This is a genomic window from Segatella copri (genome assembly GCF_019249795.2).
Classification (GTDB): domain Bacteria; phylum Bacteroidota; class Bacteroidia; order Bacteroidales; family Bacteroidaceae; genus Prevotella; species Prevotella copri_B.
Window position 1 is genome coordinate 2338697 of the sequence record NZ_CP156891.1, and the last position, 15263, is coordinate 2353959.

At 45.5% G+C, this 15263-nt stretch carries 11 protein-coding genes; 7 read left to right on the forward strand and 4 right to left on the reverse strand.

All coding sequences use genetic code 11. The annotated features are described in order from the left end of the window. Nucleotides 1-59: 59 nt before the first annotated feature. From KUA48_RS09825 to trmB, 6 genes are all read left to right on the forward strand, one after another. The gene (locus tag KUA48_RS09825; RefSeq protein WP_218431914.1) at nucleotides 60-1493 is read left to right on the forward strand and encodes an MFS transporter; all 1434 of its coding nucleotides are present in this window, start codon (nucleotides 60-62) and stop codon (nucleotides 1491-1493) included. A gap of 37 nt (nucleotides 1494-1530) precedes the next feature. Further along, the gene (locus tag KUA48_RS09830) at nucleotides 1531-2655 is read left to right on the forward strand and encodes an endo-1,4-beta-xylanase (protein ID WP_153072561.1); all 1125 of its coding nucleotides are present in this window, start codon (nucleotides 1531-1533) and stop codon (nucleotides 2653-2655) included. A gap of 46 nt (nucleotides 2656-2701) precedes the next feature. Continuing rightward, complete coding sequence (locus KUA48_RS09835; protein ID WP_153079648.1) at nucleotides 2702-3664, forward strand: glycoside hydrolase family 43 protein; 963 nt, start codon at nucleotides 2702-2704, stop codon at nucleotides 3662-3664. Between the two features lie 252 nt (nucleotides 3665-3916). Continuing rightward, nucleotides 3917-5317 carry a DUF5687 family protein gene (locus KUA48_RS09840; RefSeq protein WP_153072559.1) on the forward strand — a complete coding sequence of 467 codons (1401 nt, stop codon included), beginning with the start codon at nucleotides 3917-3919 and terminating at the stop codon, nucleotides 5315-5317. A gap of 36 nt (nucleotides 5318-5353) precedes the next feature. Further along, a complete protein-coding gene (locus KUA48_RS09845) occupies nucleotides 5354-6064 on the forward strand; it encodes an ABC transporter ATP-binding protein (protein ID WP_117692930.1) in 711 nt (236 codons plus the stop codon). A gap of 96 nt (nucleotides 6065-6160) precedes the next feature. Beyond that, complete coding sequence (gene trmB / locus KUA48_RS09850; RefSeq protein ID WP_022121261.1) at nucleotides 6161-6931, forward strand: tRNA (guanosine(46)-N7)-methyltransferase TrmB; 771 nt, start codon at nucleotides 6161-6163, stop codon at nucleotides 6929-6931. 259 nt (nucleotides 6932-7190) lie between these two features. On the opposite strand, the gene rhuM is transcribed toward trmB, so the two are convergent. Then, nucleotides 7191-8201, reverse strand: a complete 1011-nt coding sequence (gene rhuM / locus KUA48_RS09855) for a RhuM family protein (RefSeq protein ID WP_218431912.1) — start codon at nucleotides 8199-8201, stop codon at nucleotides 7191-7193. Nucleotides 8202-8613: 412 nt separating this feature from the next. Here rhuM and KUA48_RS09860 point away from each other — a divergent pair, with 412 nt between their 5' ends. Further along, nucleotides 8614-10968, forward strand: coding sequence for a glycoside hydrolase family 3 protein (locus KUA48_RS09860; RefSeq protein ID WP_218431942.1), 2355 nt, complete (start codon nucleotides 8614-8616; stop codon nucleotides 10966-10968). Nucleotides 10969-11101: 133 nt separating this feature from the next. Here KUA48_RS09860 and KUA48_RS09865 read toward each other — a convergent pair whose 3' ends face one another. The 3 genes from KUA48_RS09865 to KUA48_RS09875 form a co-directional block, all read right to left on the reverse strand. Continuing rightward, nucleotides 11102-12196, reverse strand: a complete 1095-nt coding sequence (locus tag KUA48_RS09865) for a type II toxin-antitoxin system HipA family toxin (RefSeq protein WP_218431910.1) — start codon at nucleotides 12194-12196, stop codon at nucleotides 11102-11104. Then, entirely contained in the window at nucleotides 12193-12531 is a 339-nt protein-coding gene (locus tag KUA48_RS09870; RefSeq protein ID WP_218431908.1) for a helix-turn-helix domain-containing protein, read from the reverse strand. Before KUA48_RS09870 ends, KUA48_RS09865 begins: the two co-directional genes overlap by 4 nt. A gap of 163 nt (nucleotides 12532-12694) precedes the next feature. Further along, complete coding sequence (locus tag KUA48_RS09875) at nucleotides 12695-15256, reverse strand: hypothetical protein (protein ID WP_218431906.1); 2562 nt, start codon at nucleotides 15254-15256, stop codon at nucleotides 12695-12697. Nucleotides 15257-15263: the final 7 nt, after the last annotated feature.

Consider the following 15263-nt stretch of genomic DNA (forward strand, 5'->3'; position numbering starts at 1 on the left):
TATATGCATCTTTTATATTATATATATAATAAGGTGTAAACTTAATGACAGAATAAAATATGGAACAGACATCTGTAACACAGGAATCTAAGGGATTCTACAAACTGAATTGGCTACAACGCATCGGATTCGGATCTGGCGACTTGGCGCAAAACCTCATCTACCAGACCATCTGCATGTATCTGTTGTTCTTCTACACCGACATCTATGGACTTAATCCTGGTGTTGCTGCCACCATGTTCTTGGTGGTTCGCTTGGTCGATGTACTCTGGGACCCGTTGGTGGGAACTTATGTAGATAAGCATAATCCACGTTGGGGTAAGTATCGTTCATATCTTGTCCTGGCGGGTTTGCCACTCACCGTACTTGCCATCCTCTGTTTTTGGAATGGTATGGAAGGACAGACAGAAACCATCAAACTCATCTATGCCTATGTAACATACGTAGGCTTGTCTATGCTTTATACATTGATCAATGTGCCTTACGGAGCCTTGAACTCTTCGCTGACTCGCGATACAGACGAGATAACCATCCTTACCTCTGTACGTATGTTCATGGCAAATGTGGGTGGACTCTGTGTATCGGCAGGTGTTCCAATCCTGGTAGCCATGCTCGCAGCAGCCAAGGATCTCCCTATCGAGATGGCACTCTTCATGGGTTTGGGCTCTTTGCCATCTTTCATCTTTATGCCACTCGTTCCTGCCATCAAGAAAAAGGTGGGCAAGAAGAATATGTTCTACATCTTCCTTACTGTGGCTATCGTGGGTATGGCGATGCTTTATATCATCAGCAAGATGGGATCTGTAAAGGATCATATCACGCTGGTTTATATCGCTCAGTTCATCAAATCAACAGGCGTAATCGTAGCTACAGGATATATGTGGGCTCTGATTCCAGAGGTTATCTCTTTTGCAGAATATACCAGCGGCAAGCGTATTGCCGGCATCGTCAATGCCCTGACCGGTATCTTCTATAAGGCAGGTATGGCTTTGGGTGGTGTTATTCCTGGTGCAGTTCTTGCATGGACCGGTTATCAGGCAGCAGCTGCTCAGGAGGGCAACTCTCTTCCTACCGACAGTAATGCTTGGTTTGTTGCCATGCTGATTTTTGCCCTGGTAGGTTTCGCCCTTCTGGTATTCTGCTTTACCCAAACCAAGGAGCGTGTGGTAATGGACGAGAAGGAAACCAAGAATGTTAAGGTGAGTGACCTGTGGACAGAATTCTTCCATAACCGTCCTCTCCGTATCGTGGCACTCTTCTTCATTACAGCCTTCGCCATGATGTCGGTAGGTAATGCTGCCGGTGCTTACTTCATGAACGATTTGGAGCAGCAGACTCCTCTGGCACAGGAGGGTATCCGTTGGCTGGTATGTGTGATTCCTGCCATCTTGCTGGGTTTGGCGATGTTCATCATCTCTAAATATGAGTTGACCGATGAGGTCATCGACGACATCAACAAGAAGATTGAGGCCCGACACAAGGGAGAAAGCTAGATACTATAATTATTAACGAGAAAAATAGATATAAGACATGAAAAAGATCACAACTCTGGCACTGGGGCTGATGCTTGCTTCAACAGCTTTCGCTCAAAAAGCGAACTCTGCAGCTCAAATCCCAACATTCCAGGAAACTATGGGTAAGTACTTCCTGGTAGGTGCTGCCATTAATACCGATTTGCCTGATGGACAAGACCCTGCAGGTGAGGAAGTAGTGAAGAAACAGTTTAACCAGGTAGTTGCCGAAAACTGTATGAAGGGTGAGAAGAATCATCCGGAGGTGAATCGCTTTGATTTCACAGATGGCGATAAGTTGGCCGACTGGGCAGAGAAGAACGGCAAGACCTTGATCGGGCATTGTCTGGTTTGGCATTCTCAGCCACCTAAGTGGATGTTTACCGATGATAAGGGTAATCTGGTAAGCCGTGAAGTGCTTATCGGCAGAATGTATAACCATATTATGAATGTGGTTACTCATTATAAAGGTAGAGTAAAGGGTTGGGACGTTGTGAACGAGGCTTTCGAGGATGATGGCTCTTACCGCAAGTCTCTATATTATAAGATTATCGGTCCGGAGTTCATCGAACTGGCTTTCCGCTTTGCGCATGAGGCTGACCCTAACGTAGAACTCTACTACAATGATTATTCTACTTCGAAGCCAGCCAAGCGAGAGGCTATCTGCAAACTGGTTCGCGATTTGAAGGCGAAGGGTCTCCGCATCGATGCAGTAGGTATGCAGAGCCACAATGGTTTTGATTATCCTGACTATGCTGAGTATGAGAAGAGCATCGAGGCTTTTGCTGGTGAAGGCGTGAAGGTGATGCTGACGGAGTTGGATATGAACATGCTTCCTAATCCGGAAGGATTCGGCGGAGCGGAAATCAGTCAGAAGTTTGAACTTCAGAAGAAGTACAATCCATACGTGAAGGGACTTGACAAGAAGGCGCAGAAACTCTTCAATCAGCGTTATCTCGATCTCTTTAAGATTGTAGAGCGTCACAAGGATGTCATCAGTCGTGTTACCTTCTGGGGTGTCAACGATGGTCACTCTTGGTTGAATGGCTGGCCTATCCCTGGCAGAACCAACTATCCACTGCTCATCGACCGCAACAACGAGGTGAAGCCAGTGGTGAAGGAAATCGTCAATCTCTTTAAGTAAAATTTCTTTAGATAATATTGTACATCTCTTAAAATAATAAACAACAATGAAAGCAAGATATTTGTTCCCAAAGGATTATATGGCAGACCCATCTGCCAATGTGTTTAACGGTCGCCTGTATGTTTACCCATCTCATGACTGGGATAGCGGCGAATGCTTCGACGATGATGGCGGTCACTTCCAGATGAAAGACTATCATGTTCTCTCTATGGACGACGTGATGGAAGGTGAGGTAACCGATCATGGTGTGATTCTCGACGTGAAGGATGTGCCATGGGCTGAGAAGCAGATGTGGGACAACGATGTAGTAGAGAAGGATGGCAAGTACTATCTCATCTTCTCTGCCAAGGATTATAATGGTGTGTTCCATCTAGGTGTGGCTGTAGCTGATAAGCCAGAAGGTCCTTTCATTCCGAATGCCGACCCTATCCGCAAGTCATATAGCATCGACCCTTGTGTGTTCAAGGATGATGATGGCAAGATTTACTGCTACTTCGGTGGTATCTGGGGCGGTCAGCTTCAGTGGTATAAGGACAACAAGGCTCTGAAGGATGAGCATCTCCCTGAAGGCAAGGAGAACCCATTGCCATCTCGTGTAGCCATGATGACGGATGATGTGCAGCAGTTTGCTGAAATGCCAAAGCCTGTTGTCATCGTTGACGAAGAGGGTAATGTATTGCCAGCAGATGATCCACATCGCTTCTTCGAGGCCAGCTGGATGCATAAGTATAAGGGCAAGTATTACTTCAGCTACTCTACCGGTGATACTCATTATCTCTGCTATGCTGTAGGTGATAATCCTTATGGTCCGTTCACTTACAAGGGTGTTATCCTGGAGCCTGTAGTAGGTTGGACAACCCATCATAGCATCTGTGAGTACAAGGGACAGTGGTATCTGTTCCATCACGACTGCGTGCCATCAAATGATACAACCTGGCTTCGCAGCGTAAAGGTGGCTCCTCTCTTCTATGATGAGGATGATAACATCTTGCCGGTTCAGTCTGAATAAGAGTATTATAATTTTTAGGTTTATAATAGTTTTGATGAATAGTTGATATATAAGTTAATGTTAGTTTAGAAGGAACGGCATCTTCGTGAGGAGATGCCGTTTTCACATATATGCCTTTTCTTTCTTTTCTTCTCTTCTTGTTTTCTCTTTCTTTTCATCTAATGTTATTTTTAAGTTATTTCTATCATTTTGTAGGAGATTTCGGATATTTTTGTTTACCTTTGTGCCCGTAAACCATAAAAAGAATAATTTATGTTGAGATTACTTTTAAGGCTTTGGTGGTTGCAGCAGCGCCGTAACTTCCATAAGCGAGATGCCTTCGTGGCGTGCTACATCATCTTCCTGTATGTGGTGATGGGCGTGAGCTTCTTTCTCAGCTTCACCGAGAATGGGGGAGAACTTGGGGGCGAAGACATGCCTGCCCTGTTGGGAGCCGGTATCGTTGTCGGTATGCTGATTCCAGACATCATCATGAAGATGGTGATGAAGCGGGATATTACGGCGATGGATGATTACGTGAAGTCGCGACCTGTGCCGGAGAAAATCTGGAACAAGTTCCTGCTCACTACCAATCTCGTGAGCTTCTGGAACTATGTGCTTCCAGTGCTTATGCTTCCTGTATTTATCTATTTCCTGCCTGTAGGTCAGGTTATTGCCAGTTTCTTTCTGTTTCTGGCGTTCTCTTATATTGACGGCATCTACATCACCTGCTACCGCAAGGCAACAGAGTGGATTCTGAAATGGCCCTTGATATTGGGATGGATGGGAATGTTTGCCGTGCTGATAGGATATATGTTTGTGAGTTCCTTTTTCCCGGTATGGATGGGATGGGCGGGTATCTTCTTCCTTGCCGGAGCGGTATTCGCCGGACTTACCATCTATCTCTATCACGAAAAGATTTATAACGAGCAGAAGCAGAAGGTTTCCAGGTTCCGTGGTTTCAGCCATATCAACCTCTTCAGTCTGCAATATATCGGCACATTGAGAGCAAAGCGTGTCCGTACGATGGTGATTATGATTGCTGCCATCTTCCTTTTCGATGCCTATCTCTTTGCCTTGCTCCCGGCAGAAGCGGGACAGGAAATGGGGGACAAGGTGGCTATGACTACCCTCTATGTGGCGGGTGCCATCCTGCTGCCATCGGTGGTGTTGTCGCAGTGGACCTTTGGCATTGAGGCAAACTTCTTCCATGGTTTGATGACCAAGCCTGTTAAGGTTAAACAGATGCTGCAGAATTGCTTCTATTATTATATGGTGGTGAGTGCTGTCGCTTTGTTGCTTACCCTTCCGTTCCTTTTCCTGCAGGTAGGAATCGGAATCCAGGTGCTTATCAGCGGTTTCTGTCTGGCAGTATTCATCAATCTCTTCAATCTGCCTACGGCACTCTTCTCTTCCCGTCTGGAGATATTCCAGACTTCCATGTTCAGCATGCAGGGAGCTAATCTGAAGATTAATCTTTATGCCATCGCCTTTCTCTTCCCGCTGGCTGGTGTCTGTGCTGTCTATTATTTCTTCGGTGAGACGGCATGGTTTGTCACCTGCATAACGCTGGCAGTCTTCAGTATCGCCATCCATAAATGGTTCATCGCCAAGATAGCTGCCATCTTCGAGAAGAACAAGTATAAGCGCATGGAGAAGTTTATGGAAAGCTAAGTAAACATTTAACACTACACATTAAACATTAGAATAATGGATATCAAGATTCAGAATCTCAAAAAGATATATAATGGCAATACCGTACTCGATATTGATAATCTGGGTGTTGCAAAGGGCGAGCTGATAGGACTCGTAGGTAATAATGGTGCGGGCAAGACCACCTTGCTCCGTCTGATTCTCGACCTGATTCAGGCTGATGACGGTTTCGTGGAAAGCAATGGACAGAAGGTGAACGAGAGTGAGACCTGGAAGGAATATACCGGCAGTTACATCGACGGTAGATTCCTCATCGACTTCCTCACCCCTGAGGAATACTTCGATTTCATCGCTGATGTTTATCACATTGACGATGAAACCCTGCAGGAGCGATTGGCTCAGTTTGAGGGCTTTATGCACGATGAAATCATGGGAACCAAGAAGTATCTCCGTGATTTTTCTCAGGGTAACCGACAGAAGATTGGTATCATCGGAGCTATGATTATTAATCCGAAGGTTCTTCTTCTAGATGAGCCGTTCAACTATCTCGACCCATCTTCCCAGATGACTATCGCCCACATGATTCAGCGCATCTGCAAGGAGCAGGGCACCACGGTCATCATCTCCAGCCACAACCTCAACTTCGTTGCCGACATCTCCTCCCGCATCCTCCTGCTGGAGAAAGGCAAGCTGGTGAAGGATCTTCCGAATGCCGATGGTGCTGCCATCGCTGAACTCAACGAGTACTTCGGTATTCAGGCGGAATAAACTTTTTCCGTTAATATTATACAAATTCCATGATATGATTTGTATAATTATCGTTAAATGCTTACCTTTGCACTCAAACGAAGAAAAAAAGAATCAATGAGCAAAGGAAAATTAGCTAAGTTTGCGGATATGGAGCGTTTCGAGAACGTGTTCCAGTATCCATATAGTGTAGTAGATGACGTGCCTTTCGATATGAAGGGCAAGTGGCGTGAGATGTATTTCCACAATGATAATCCTATCGTGCTGGAGTTGGGATGCGGCAAGGGTGAATATACCGTGGAACTTGCCAAGCTCTATCCTGAGATGAACTTCATCGGTGTGGATATCAAGGGGGCACGTATGTGGACCGGTGCCAAGAAGGCGATAGAGGAAGGACAGAAGAACGTGGCTTTTCTCCGTACCAACATCGAGATTATCGACCGCTTCTTTGCCGAGGATGAGGTGCAGGAAATCTGGCTCACCTTCTCTGACCCGCAGATGAAGAATCCTCGTAAGCGTCTTACATCTACTTATTTCATGAACCGTTATCGCCACTTCCTCGTGGATGGCGGTATCATCCATCTGAAGACGGACTCCAACTTCCTCTTCACCTATACTACTTATATGGTGGATGGCAACCATTTGCCTGTGCTCTTCCGCACCGAGGACCTCTATCATCAGGAGGGTATCGATGAGGAAACACGTAAGATTCTCTCTATCCAGACCTATTATGAGAGTATGTGGATAGAACGTGGCTTGAACATCAAGTATCAGAAGTTCGCCTTGCCACGTGAGGGTGAGCTGGTGGAACCTGATATTGAGATTCCGCTGGATGATTATCGCAGTTATCGCCGTGATAAGCGAAGCTCAAAGGATACAGCGAAGTAGATTTCTACAATGATTTGAATAAGCTTCCGCAATGCTTTGAATGCCTTTCCTCAAGCGTTATTGGCGTTTGAAGAATGCGTCATAAGTATCTGAAAGAAGTAACTGAAGTTGTTCGGAGATACAATAGAAGTTGTTGGAACAGTAAGTATCTCGAAGCGCACAACAGTTGATATGCGGTCGCACATCAGCTGTTGTGCGCTTGTCTTTCAGCTGTTGTGCATGCGTAGAACAGCTGTTGTGCGGTTTTTTAATGGCAATTCTATTGATTGTCTTTGTTAATCAAGTTGACGACTACTTTTACCATAACATCTTTTTCCTCAGTTCTGCTTTCTGCAATCATCAGAGTCAGGGCAACGAGTGTGTTGTCGGCAATTCTCTTATGTCCATTTTCAGCATACAGAATGCCATTCTTCTCCATAAACCAAAGAAAAAGCATGGCCGCAATTCTCTTGTTGCCATCGCTGAATGAATGGTTTTTTACGACAAGGTAGAGCAGCATGGCTGCTTTTTCTTCTACCGAAGCGTAGAGTTCTTCACCACCGAAGGTTTGGTAAATCTGACCTATGCTGCTCTTGAATGAATCATCCTTCTCATTGGCAAACCATTTACTGCCTCCAAACTTTTCTTTCAAAGCATTGATGGCTTCCATTGCATTTTCGTAGGTGGCATGGAACGGCTCGGCTTGAGTCGTCTTGTCAATGAGTAATGTCTGATAATCATATTTGTCGAGAGTATCCAGGGCATAAACATAGTCGCTGATGACATTGAACAGTCCGTTATATTCGCCCTCGGATACTTGATCTTGCAATGTAATTGCACGTGACATCAAACGAACCACTTCTTTCAGTTCGTTGTAATTGTCTAGGCGTTTCTGGTTGATGGCGTAACCCTTGATAATGTATTGCTTCAAGATAGAATTAGCCCATTGACGGAATCTGGTACCATTGATTGACTTTACACGATAGCCTACGGAGATAATGACGTCCTGGTTATAATATTCCGTTTCGACAACCTGTTCAAAGCCGTCGTGGCGGCCATATTTCTTGGTATGTGCAAATTTTGCACATACCAAGGATTTGTCGAGTTCACCTTCTTTAAAACAGTTATTGACATGTCGTGAAATCACAGTTCTGTCACGGCCAAACAACTCTGCCATTTGGCTTTGTGTAAGCCAAACGGTATCATTTTCTAATTTTACATTCAGCTCTATGTTTCCCTCTGGGGAACGATAGATTTCGATGGATGAATTCCTCTGCTCCATACCTTTCATTATTAAAAGTTCTTATTCTAGTACCCAACTTTTGGATAATTCGGCAAAGATACGATAATTGTTTGATTCCTACAAGGTTTTCGAGTATTTTTTCTTCTTTTTGATGAAATTTGCGAAAGATTGAAATGGAAGGAATGTTTTGTTTTTGATTACTTTCAGATAAAATATCGGGACTAGTCTTAGGTTAGGGATATGTATAGTATGTTATGTTCTTCCTATACCTTTTGTTAAATCCGGGAATAATCTTGTTGAATTCAGGAAAAAAAGGTGGAAATGCTTGGCGTTTCCACCTTATTTTATTATATTTGCAGCAAGTTTTTGAAGAAATGCAGTATTCTCAGGGACTGCATGGAACTGACGAAACGACTAAAAGAACAGAAAAGTAATAACTAACGAAATAAACGACAAAATGATGAACTACAAGAAATTGGCTCTTACCGTTGCGGCTGGAGCGATGGCAACTACAATGATGGCGCAATCGGCACCTCAGCTGAATGCCAACAACATCGATGAAGTAATCAAGGCGATGACCTTGGAAGAGAAAGCCCAACTCTTAGTGGGCGGTGGTAACGATGGATTCGTGGGTAGTGGTGCTATGCTCGGACATCAGAAGAAGTTCGTGCCGGGTGCTGCGGGTATTACTGTAGCCATCCCTCGTCTCGGCATTCCTGCTACCGTACAGTGTGATGGTCCTGCCGGAGTTCATATCGATGCTCATCGCGAAGGTGACAGCCGTAGCTACTTTGCCACCGGTTTCCCTATCGGAACCTGTCTGGCTTCTACCTGGAACACCGACCTGGTGCGCAAGGTGGGTGAGGCTATCGGTAACGAAACCCTGGAGTATGGCTGTGATGTTGTGCTCGGACCGGGTATGAACCTGCATCGCAATCCGCTCTGTGGCCGTAACTTTGAGTATTATTCAGAAGACCCAATCGTAACAGGTCTTATCGGAACCGCCTTTGTACAGGGTGTGCAGAGCCAGGGCGTGGGTGTAAGTGCCAAGCACTTTGCTGTAAACTCTCAGGAAACTGACCGTACCAAGGTGGATGAGCGATTGAGCCAGCGTGCTCTCCGTGAGCTGTATCTGAAAGGTTTCGAGATGATGGTTCGCAAGAGCAATCCTTGGACTATTATGTCTGCCTATAATAAGATTAACGGTGTTTATGCCCAGGGCAACAAGGGTCTCTTGACCGATATTCTCCGCAACGACTGGGGATATAAGGGAATCGTGGAGACTGACTGGATTGGTAAGCGTGCCGACCTTCCGCTGGAACAGGAAGTAGAGGCTGGCAACGACCTGATGATGCCGGGTTATCCAGCTCAGGTGCAGGATATTGTTGATGCAGTAAAGAATGGCAAGTTAGATATCAAGGATGTGGACCGCAATGTTCGCCGTATGCTCGAATATATCGTGAAGACTCCTCGATTCAAGGGATATAAATATAGTGGTGAGCCAGACTTGAAGGCTCATGCTGCTATCACCCGTCAGAGTTCTACCGAGGGTATGGTGCTCCTGAAGAATGATGCAGCTCTTCCTATCCATGGCTTGAAGACCGTGGCGCTCTTCGGTGTCAACTCTTACGACTTCATGTCGGGTGGTCTTGGCAGTGGAGCCGTTAATGTAGGCTATTCTGTAGATATGGTTACCGGTTTGAAGAATATCGGTGTAGCAACTACTCCTCAGCTTACGGAAATCTATCAGAATTATGTGAAGTATGCCAAGGCTAAGTTGAAGGCAGACAAGAATCCGATGATGTGGTTCCTGGATCAGGGTCAGCCAAAGCTCGATGAAATCGAGATTACTGAGCGCTGTGTGGCAAGCGAGGAGCCAAAGGCTGATGCTGCCATTATCACTATCGGCCGTCAGGCAGGTGAGGGTATGGACCGCCAGATCAATGGTGAGTTCAACCTCAGTCAGATAGAGCAGGATATGATTTTCCGTGTATCTGATGCTTTCCATGCCAAGGGCAAGAAGGTGATTGTCATCATCAACTCTGGTTCTGTGATGGAGACAGCCAGTTGGAGAGACCGTGTGGATGCTATTCTCGTTGCATGGCAGCCAGGTATCGAGGGCGGCAACTCTGTAGCTGATATCCTGACCGGTAAGGTGAATCCATCGGGTAAGTTGACCATGACCTGGCCTATCGCTGCTACCGATCATCCATCTACTGCCAACTTTGCCAAGGATTACGATATGTACACCTACAAGAATCTGCTGGATTGGAGCAAGGGTAACATCAAGGGGTACGATTATAGCAACCACGAGGAGGATATCTACGTAGGTTATCGCTACTTTGATACCTTCAAGAAGAATGTGGCTTATCCTTTCGGTTATGGTTTGAGCTATACTACCTTCGAGTTTGGCAAGCCATCTGTCAAGGCTAAAGGCAACAATATCGAGGTTAGCGTAACCATCAAGAATACCGGTAAGGTTGCCGGCAAGGAAGTTGCTGAGGTTTATGTCACCGCTCCTAAGGGCGCTTACGAGAAGCCAGCCAAGGAACTCAAGACCTTCGGCAAGACCAAGTTGCTGAATCCAGGTGAGAGCCAGACTTTGAAGATGACACTTGAAAAGCGCGATCTTGCCAGCTTCGATGAGGCTAACAGCCAGTGGAAGGTAGATGCAGGTAACTATCTCTTCAAGATAGGTAGTGATGTAGAGAACATCAAGGGTACTGCTACATTGAAGGTGGCAGAATATACCGAGAAGACTAGCAATGCCTGCGCTCCTAAGGTTCAGTTGAACTATCTGAAGCTGAATAAATAATTCGTGGTTTGTGCAAAATAAAATAGATTAAACAGAAACGCCTCTATCTCAGAAAAAGAGATAGAGGCGTTTTTATTGTAATTCCGTTGTAAGGAATAGACCACACAGCGCACGCAGATAGTTCGCTTTTATTCTAGCATTGTTCGGTTACCTCTTCGTAGATTTCGCGGCATCTCTTTTCCTTCATTTTATTCTTTACGCCAACGGCAATCATATCCTCTACGGTCGGATGCCCAGTTCCATTTACAGATGTTGCGTGTTCACCATTATATCCCTCGGTGCAATGGGTGAGGTCGTAGGCTGGGGCTAAATGCCAATGCCATTTGCCATCGCTCTCTTTCTGAACCAAGAAAGAGAAGTTCTTGCAGTGGTCGTCCTTGTTGTCCATTATGTAATTGAAAACCATGCGGCGGAACATCTCCTCCACATCCTCTTGGCTCTGGGTAAGATAACCGGTAAGTGCCAAAAGGTTAAGGTAATCGAGAATGGGGTTGGAAAGGGAAACGTTGAGCAAGGCTCCAGCTGTGGCTACGTGAATGCGTTCGCCTGTTGGAGAAATGTCGAAGCGACGACAGGCAAAATACTTGTTGTTTACCAGTTTGAACTCGGGTACTTGGATGCCACATTGCTTGGCTATCTCATTATAATGATACTCTTGCTTTCCCATATCTTGTGGGTCGTAGGTATGGCGAAACTTGACCAACCAATGACCATCCTCATTTGTAAAAATGGCTTTTGGGCGACAACCGCCACTATTACCACTATTATATAATAGCAATCCTGCGTCATTATCCTGTTGCTCCTTCAACACCTCCAAGGCTTTGGCTTGTAAAAGGTCAAAGTCCTCTATCTCGTGTCCAGTCTGGATAGAAGTTATAGGTTCGTAGGTCAATGCCCCCATACCTCCATTGCCCACGATGCTCAGTCGGTCAAGAGCAGATAGCTCAAAGTCGTTGATACCCTCTTTTAGCAAGGCTTTATGCAATAGGTATCTACCATATCCATCGGGAAGGCTGTCTTCGAAGATGCCAAAGTTCCCGTTGAAAGGGGTGGCTTTGGCAATGAAAAGACCAGGCTTCAGTGGCAATTCCAACGGAGATATACTAAAGCCAGATGCCAACCACTGATTGTCATACTCGAATGTGCATACCTTTCCATCGGCATTCAATGACAGTGTGCCGACTTTCTCCTGGTGATATTTCACGGCTAAAGATTCTATATGTTTCATTGTCTGTAAGCCTTTTTCTTGTTAGCGTTTCTTTTTATCTGTTGCAACTCCTCCATGGTGGAGTACTTGGGGTGCGAGAAGACGTTCTTGATTTCTGATGTGTAGTCCAAAGCTATGGCGATACCAATCAGATTTTTGAGGGAGATGAGGCCCTTTTGCTCGAATCTGGTGATGTTGCTGACGGCAACGCCTGACTTGTCTGCCACTTGCTCACGTGTCAGATTCTTCTCTATTCTTCGTTTTCTGAAGTCGTTTGCCATCTCCTTTGCAATCTCATCAGGATTGTCGTGGAGGTAGTTATCTAATATTGCTAATATATTATTCGTTTCTTGCATAATTATGGGGATAATAACAAGATATTATCAGTTGCAAAGATACAAATAATAATGTTATGTTCCAAATAAAAATCAACTAAAAAAGTTAAAATCCCTTATAACCTTGTCTCTTATCCTTAAAAGCAAAGAACTCCCATCTCTGAAAAGAGACGGGAGTTCTTGTTTAGAAGGAATACTGGGCGGAAATCATCAGTTCGCGAGGGCGAAGATAATAGCAGTCGGTCAATGTACTGATGCCGCTATAGATGGTTTCCATATAATTCTTCTTATTGAATAGGTTTCGAAGCTCTGCTGAAAGGCGGAGCTTTTTCATTCTCCATACTGCCGAGGCATCGCCAAGGAGGGTGTTAAGATGGCTGCCCTCTTGCAGTTCATTGCGATAATGTACGAGCGAGAAGGAGAGGTCCACATGGCTGATGGTAGCGGTGGCAGATACGCTTTGGCGCCAATTAAATAACGATGACTTCGCCATTTTTTGACGTTTCGAGTTGTAAAAAGAGAATTCTCCCTCATAGCTAAAGGCACACCAGGACGGCGAGAAGTCGATGCTAGGCTTCACAGTATAGTTGTCTGCGGTGTAGCTGATGGCTTTGCCGCTGCTGTATTGCTCACCCTTGCTGTAGTTGTAACTGCCCTCCAGTCGGGTCTTCAGATGAAGGTCGTAGAAGCCCTTCGATATGTAGAGTGATGCCCCTAGGTTGTTGCTCTTGCTGTCCTGCTTATATAATGAGGTATAGTATTTGCCATCCTCGATGCGTAGGTCGGATGCCGTGTTCATCCAGTTTTTGCTGGCATTGACCGATGCGCTGAAGAAGATTTCCTTGATAGGGCGCTTGTAGTCGTAACTCAACTTGCCATAAAGAGAACGAGTTATCGGAATGATGTCGCTCGAAGTGTACCAAGAGCGATAACTTTGACGATATTGCTTCATGGCGTAGTTGGTGGCATTGCCTGTTCCTGTACTGTATCCTGTGTAGATAGTCAACTCTCTACGGAAATCCAATTTCTTATATAAGTAAAGGTAGGGTGATATGGTAAGTAAAGTTTTCTGTGGATAGGTGAAGCGTTCCCAGATGAAATCGGGAGAGAACGACATACGGAACGTCTCGGTCTTGTATTGCCAGTAAGGGGTGAACTTCCCTGTGATGTTAAGACTGTTTTTGCCGATTTCATCGCTTCTTTCCTGATATTTCGCATAGATATTGTTGAGGTCGATACTCATTCTATATTCCTGTGTCCAGTGGAAGCGATTCCTCATCCACTGTAAGGCGTGGGCAGTATGCCAAAGGTTGGTGCGGATGCGATTCCGCTCGTCGTTAACGTAGAGGTCCGCCACACCATGGTGATAGTCGGCAGTGCTACGCCAAGAGAGTTGACTTTTCTTGAAGACGAAGAGACGGTAGATACTTGCCGATAGGTCGAGCTTTGGGATGCGGACACGTTGGGTAAGCGTGTCGTTGATGTTTGACAAACCGTCGCTTTGTGCTGTGCTGAGGCTGATGCTCTCGTTGCCATAATGCTCAGCCTTGTTTACCTTGTTCTCCCATTGCAGATTGAAGGCATCGCTGATCATCGTCTTGTGGTTGTGCTCCGTGGTAACTGTGGGAGCTTCGCCGCCGAGGTCGTAGATACTCATGTTCTCTCGCTCTTGTCTGGTTACCGTACGAAGATAGTTGGCTTCTATGCGAGTCTCTGTATCGTCCTTGTTCTTCTTGATATGGTTGATGGAGTATTTTTGCGAGGTGTTGAAGCGCAGGCGTTCTTCGTCGATAGGAGCGTCAAGCGATGGTACTGATATCCATGATGGAAGGGAGGCTGGAGCCAGACGATTGCTGTAAGATGCGAGTTGGTTAAGTGCATAGCCGAGATTTTTACCTGTTCTGTCGTATTCTGCATCATACATCATCTGTTTCTTCTTGCCAATTTGCATGATATTGATGCTTCCGCCTACGTGGGATGGATGCCCTACGAGCAAGTAGGGCTTGAGAGTAGGCATCAGTTTGTCGCGGGCACTATCCTTCAGGGCGATGTTCATCACTACATTATCCGTAAAGGTCTTGTTCTGGAGCGCCTTGATAGGTTGGTCATGCTCGATGACTTCGGCCTTTTTCACATCTTTTGCCTTGATGTTTTCTTCCAATTGGTTATATTTGCCACCGGTCAGGTCGAGACCTTCCACAGTGAATCGGTTGATGGGCTTACCATTGTAGTTGATACGGCCATTCTTCTCTATATCCACGCCAGGCAGCTTTTTCAATACATCCTTCAGACTGTTGTCACGTTCATTGGCAAAGCGGGTGAGGTCGAAAGATATGGTGTCTCGACCTGTGATGCGAGAGCCTTTTACTTGTACTTCCTTCAAGACAAAAGCTGTTGAAGCCATACTGATGATGGTTTCTTTTCCCGATGAAATCGATGTTTTTGTCTTTTTATACCCCATAAACGTGGCCTGCAGTTTGTCGTTGGCTTGCTTTTCGGTGATAGAAAGCACGAAGGTTCCGTCCTCCTTTGTTCTTGTAAACTTCAAGGGTTTGCCATTGCGGAGCAGCGTGATGGAGACGTTGGCTAGACGGTTATGGGTCAATGAATCTTCTACATAACCATGAATCCCGGTAGCAGTGTTGTCGTCATCGAGTAAGATAGGAGTGCTTCTCTTGCTCTGCATCGCCATTGGGATGCAGAGCAAGAGAAAGAAAGCGATAAAACTGATAATTATTCTCTTCATTTATTAT

Coding starts and splice junctions, on each gene's coding strand:
- KUA48_RS09825 (WP_218431914.1), top strand. CDS start 60: ATGGAACAGACATCTGTAACACAGGAATCTAAGGGATTCTACAAACTG.
- KUA48_RS09830 (WP_153072561.1), top strand. CDS start 1,531: ATGAAAAAGATCACAACTCTGGCACTGGGGCTGATGCTTGCTTCAACA.
- KUA48_RS09835 (WP_153079648.1), top strand. CDS start 2,702: ATGAAAGCAAGATATTTGTTCCCAAAGGATTATATGGCAGACCCATCT.
- KUA48_RS09840 (WP_153072559.1), top strand. CDS start 3,917: ATGTTGAGATTACTTTTAAGGCTTTGGTGGTTGCAGCAGCGCCGTAAC.
- KUA48_RS09845 (WP_117692930.1), top strand. CDS start 5,354: ATGGATATCAAGATTCAGAATCTCAAAAAGATATATAATGGCAATACC.
- trmB (WP_022121261.1), top strand. CDS start 6,161: ATGAGCAAAGGAAAATTAGCTAAGTTTGCGGATATGGAGCGTTTCGAG.
- rhuM (WP_218431912.1), bottom strand. CDS start 8,201: ATGAAAGGTATGGAGCAGAGGAATTCATCCATCGAAATCTATCGTTCC.
- KUA48_RS09860 (WP_218431942.1), top strand. CDS start 8,614: ATGAACTACAAGAAATTGGCTCTTACCGTTGCGGCTGGAGCGATGGCA.
- KUA48_RS09865 (WP_218431910.1), bottom strand. CDS start 12,196: ATGAAACATATAGAATCTTTAGCCGTGAAATATCACCAGGAGAAAGTC.
- KUA48_RS09870 (WP_218431908.1), bottom strand. CDS start 12,531: ATGCAAGAAACGAATAATATATTAGCAATATTAGATAACTACCTCCAC.
- KUA48_RS09875 (WP_218431906.1), bottom strand. CDS start 15,256: ATGAAGAGAATAATTATCAGTTTTATCGCTTTCTTTCTCTTGCTCTGC.